The sequence below is a fragment of the Streptococcus sp. GMD4S genome (assembly GCF_000296955.1).
On record NZ_AJRE01000004.1, the window covers coordinates 1 to 4857 of the forward strand.

At 41.2% G+C, this 4857-nt stretch carries 4 protein-coding genes; all 4 read right to left on the reverse strand.

Annotated elements, in window-relative coordinates; genetic code table 11:
* Positions 1–114: 114 nt before the first annotated feature.
* Positions 115–2766 carry a valine--tRNA ligase gene (locus tag GMD4S_RS00040; RefSeq protein WP_000032182.1) on the reverse strand — a complete coding sequence of 884 codons (2652 nt, stop codon included), beginning with the start codon at positions 2764–2766 and terminating at the stop codon, positions 115–117.
* Positions 2759–3793, reverse strand: coding sequence for a hypothetical protein (locus tag GMD4S_RS00045; RefSeq protein WP_008283990.1), 1035 nt, complete (start codon positions 3791–3793; stop codon positions 2759–2761). Before GMD4S_RS00045 ends, GMD4S_RS00040 begins: the two co-directional genes overlap by 8 nt.
* Positions 3790–4374 (reverse strand): GNAT family N-acetyltransferase, encoded by a 585-nt coding sequence (locus tag GMD4S_RS00050; protein WP_000582275.1) that lies wholly within the window; start codon positions 4372–4374, stop codon positions 3790–3792. Before GMD4S_RS00050 ends, GMD4S_RS00045 begins: the two co-directional genes overlap by 4 nt.
* A 277-nt stretch (positions 4375–4651) precedes the next feature.
* Positions 4652–4857: helix-hairpin-helix domain-containing protein (locus tag GMD4S_RS00055; protein ID WP_000740968.1), on the reverse strand; the 206-nt coding region annotated here is incomplete at its 5' end.

Genomic DNA, 4857 nt, shown 5'->3' on the forward strand with positions numbered 1-4857 from the left:
TTGATCAAGGTATCTTGAAATAAAGTGACGCCTTCTGGCATAGACCTTCTCTTTTCTATTGTTTTAATATTTTCATTATACCAAAAAACACGGTTCATCACCGTGTTTCTGTGTTTATTTCACCAACTTCTTCATCTCATCAATACGTGCGACTGTCGCATCGTATTTCGCTTGGTAGTCGGCTTGTTTGTCGCGTTCTTTTTGGACGACTTCTGGTTTGGCGTTGGCTACGAAGCGTTCGTTAGAGAGTTTCTTACCGACCATATCCAGTTCTTTTTGCCATTTAGCGAGTTCCTTGTCGAGACGAGCGAGTTCTTCTTCGACATTGAGGAGGTCTGCCAGTGGCAGGTAGATTTCTGCTCCTGTGATGACACTTGACATGGCGAGTTCAGGTGCAGGGATGTTTGATGCGATTTCCAAGTGTTCTGGATTTGTGAAGCGTTTGATGTAGTTGACATTGCTGTTAAAGAAGGCTTCCAAATCACTATCGCTAGTCTTCACAAGGATGGTGATTGGCTTGCTTGGTGCTACGTTTACTTCCGCACGCGCATTCCGAACGGCACGGATCAAGTCTTTGAGACTTTCTACACCAGTGTGGGCAGCAAGGTCTTCAAAGGCTGGATTAACAGTTGGGTATTCCGCTGTAACGATAGAGCCTTCAGAGATTTGTCCAAAGATTTCCTCTGTCACAAATGGCATGATTGGGTGAAGGAGTCGAAGGATCTTGTCCAAAGTATAAAGGAGAACAGAACGTGTGATGACTTTCTCTTCTTCGTTATCGCTATAAAGGACTTCCTTGGTCAACTCAACATACCAGTCCGCAAACTCGTCCCAGATGAAGTTGTAGAGGATATGGCCAGCCACACCAAATTCAAACTTGTCAAAGTTTTCAGTGACCTTGCCGATCGTTTCATTGAGGTTGTGGAGAATCCAGCGGTCTGTGACGTTTCCAGCTTCCTTGTTGGTAACTTTTTCGACATTGGCAGTTGCTTGCTCAAGGGTCAAGCCTTCATTGTTCATGAGGATGTAGCGAGAGATGTTCCAGATCTTGTTAATGAAGTTCCATGAAGCATCCATTTTCTCGTAAGAGAAGCGCACGTCTTGTCCTGGGGCAGAACCGTTTGAAAGGAACCAACGAAGGCTATCTGTTCCGTACTTATCAATAACATCCATTGGATCAATCCCGTTACCGAGAGATTTCGACATCTTGCGTCCTTGCTCATCACGAATGAGACCATGAATTAAGGCATTTTTGAATGGCGACTTGCCAGTAAATTCCAAACCTTGGAAAATCATCCGAGACACCCAGAACGGAATAATATCATAACCAGTCACCAAAGTTGATGTTGGATAATAACGTTTAAAGTCTTCTAAATCGACATCAGGCCAGCCCATGGTCGAGAATGGCCAAAGGGCAGAACTGAACCACGTATCCAAGACATCTTCGTCCTGAGTCCATCCGTCACCTTCAGGTGCTTCTTCGCCGACATATATTTCACCCTCAGCATTGTACCAAGCAGGGATTTGGTGACCCCACCAGAGCTGACGAGAGATTACCCAGTCGTGGACATTTTCCATCCATTGGAGGAAGGTATCGTTGAAACGAGGTGGGTAGAATTCTACCTTGTCCTCTGTGTCTTGGTTGGCAATGGCATTTTTCGCCAATTGGTCCATCTTAACGAACCATTGCGTAGACAAGCGCGGTTCAACCACAACACCTGTACGCTCTGAGTGACCAACACTGTGGACACGTTTTTCGATTTTAACAAGGGCACCGATTTCTTCCAACTTAGCAACGACTGCCTTACGAGCTTCAAAACGGTCCATGCCTGCAAATTCGAAGGCCAAGTCATTCATGGTTCCGTCGTCGTTCATGACGTTAACTTGTGGCAAGTTATGACGTTGACCAACCAAGAAGTCGTTTGGATCGTGAGCAGGCGTGATTTTCACGACACCAGTACCAAACTCAGGATCTGCGTGTTCATCCCCAACGATTGGGATCAATTTATTAGCGATTGGAAGGATAACATTTTTACCGATCAAGTCCTTGTAGCGTGGGTCTTCTGGATTTACCGCAACCGCAACGTCCCCAAACATGGTCTCAGGACGAGTTGTCGCCACTTCAAGGGCGCGTGAGCCGTCTTCTAGCATGTAGTTCATGTGGTAGAAGGCACCTTCCACGTCCTTGTGGATAACCTCAATATCAGAAAGAGCTGTGCGAGCTGCTGGGTCCCAGTTGATGATAAACTCACCGCGGTAGATCCAGCCTTTCTTGTAAAGGTCCACGAAAACCTTGCGAACAGCTTTTGACAAGCCTTCATCAAGAGTGAAACGCTCGCGAGAGTAGTCTACAGAGAGCCCCATCTTGCCCCATTGTTCCTTGATGGTAGTGGCATATTCGTCTTTCCATTCCCAGACTTTGTCAAGGAATTTCTCACGACCGAGGTCGTAACGGGAAATGCCCTCACCACGCAAGCGTTCCTCAACCTTAGCCTGAGTCGCAATCCCTGCGTGGTCCATCCCTGGAAGCCAAAGGGTGTCAAAACCTTGCATCCGTTTTTGACGGATGATAATATCCTGCAAAGTCGTGTCCCAAGCGTGACCAAGGTGGAGTTTACCAGTTACGTTTGGTGGTGGAATCACGATAGAATAAGGCTTAGCCTTTTGATCGCCTGAAGGCTTGAAAACATCTTCGTCAAGCCATTTCTGGTAACGACCAGCCTCAACCTCGGCTGGATTGTATTTAGGTGAAAGTTCTTTAGACATTATTTTTTCTCCTTTTATTTTTTTCAAATTTATAATATCTTTTTGATGGATCTAAATAGAAATATTTTAACAACCAAATCATGCCCCTTCCAATAATTAATGATAATATAAAACATAAGAAAACAATTATGGTTGAGGCAAGAAATTCAGATGTCCAATCAGCTGACAAATTTATTATTTTGGTCAATTCTACTTTAATCTTCAATCCCCATATAATTTCAACTAACTTTGGAATAATACTCAACATTAATAAAGTAAGAAAACTGTATATTTGAATTCGGTAGAGGTGTCTATCCATTTTATCAGTTCTTTTTGGTTTTTTCTTATATTTATTTGTATCAAACTGAGAATTTATTTCCCCTATTAGATTTGGAATTAGTATTGGTAAAAACCAACTTAGAGCATTGATTAATTCGTTTTCAACTTGATTAAATACTGTCAACAATAATATACTCATTGTTACAGTTAGCCATGATGCAATCACTTCTTTTATATCTTTTGCACCATATCCAATCAGATTATAAATTTGCCACCAGTAAAATAAAAATAGTGTTATAAGAAAAAGAAAAATGATAACATCTAAAAATAAATCATTATAAAAATCGAGAAATCTAGAAAAAAAGTAATAAAGATATATAAAAAAACATAAAAAAGAAGTAAATGTCATTGTAGCATATACATTCCAAAGCGTCTTTCCTTTAGGTATATATATTTTATTCATTTTTTTAAAAATTATAATCGATATAACACTTTTTATAACAGATAATATAAATGGTATTACTAATGTTACTATCGCGCTAAGCCAGTAACCAAATTGGTTTTCATGTATACTATAATTCTTTGAAAAATATTCATATAAGTTTATTAAAATTGATTCAATTAGATTTTTATTGTAGAGAAAGTATATCAAAATTCCACAATATATCCCATCAAAAGTATAAATAAAAGCCAAGGATAGCTTACTTTTAGAAAGAAATTCTTTTAAATTAAATCTACGATTGGGCTGGAATGAATAAATTGAGTTCAATTAATCTTCCTCCCATCTAATGATTGTTTTTCCCACTCACTCCTCAGCAAACCATATATCAGACTGTCACAGCGGTTTCCTTGGGCATCTTTGCGGTCCCGGATACGAGCTTCAAGGGTAAAGCCAAGCTTTTCTGCGACTCGTTGACTTTGGACATTGTAGCCAAAACAAGTCAGCTCAATCTTGTGAAGACCAGGTTCTTTAAAAGCTAAATCAATCAAGGTACTCGCAGCTTCTGGAACATAACCTAGACCCCAATAGTCTGGATGTAAGATATAGCCAATCTCCAAGACATCATCCTCGTGACGACGAGGGAAATCAACAGAGCCGATGATAGTATCGGTCCCTTTAACCACTATGCCGTAACCAGCTGGGAGATTGTCCTTTTCATTGCGCTCGGGCAGAATATGCTCCAGATAATAAATCTCATCTTCCAAGGTCTTGACGGGCGGAAAGCCTGCTGGGTAGGAAACTTCTGGCCTACTGGCATAGTCAAAGATATCCACAACATCAGCCACGGTACGGACTCGTAAGACTAGCCGTTCGGTTTCTAAACGTTCTGGTAACTCAGCTATTATCATCTTTCTCCCTCGCTTCCCATAAAAAATGCCCCTGCCATATTCATGACAGGGACGAATGTACTAATCCGCGGTACCACCCAATTTCGGGCAGATGCCCGCAACTCTCGTCTTTAAAACAAAAAGACAATATTATTTCATTTTTTATCCATCAGCAACCAGTTTTGACACATTTGTGGACTTCTCAGCACCGCCACTTTCTGTAAAATGTGGGATTCAAAACACCTCTAATGGCTTTATTGTAGCAAGTTTTTGACGGAAATGCAAGGGACAAGAAAAATTACTTGAAACTGATGCCGTGTTCTTTTAATTTCTTAATGGTAGCTGGACCGATTCCTTTCAAGGCAAGGAGTTCTTTTTCAGTCCAGTTTTTAAAGTCAGCAGCCGACTTGATGCCTTCATCATAGAAAGTCTTAGCACGATCTACTGAGAGGCCACCCAAAGTAGCTGCGAAATCTTCTACTGAATTGGCTACTTTTTGAGCTT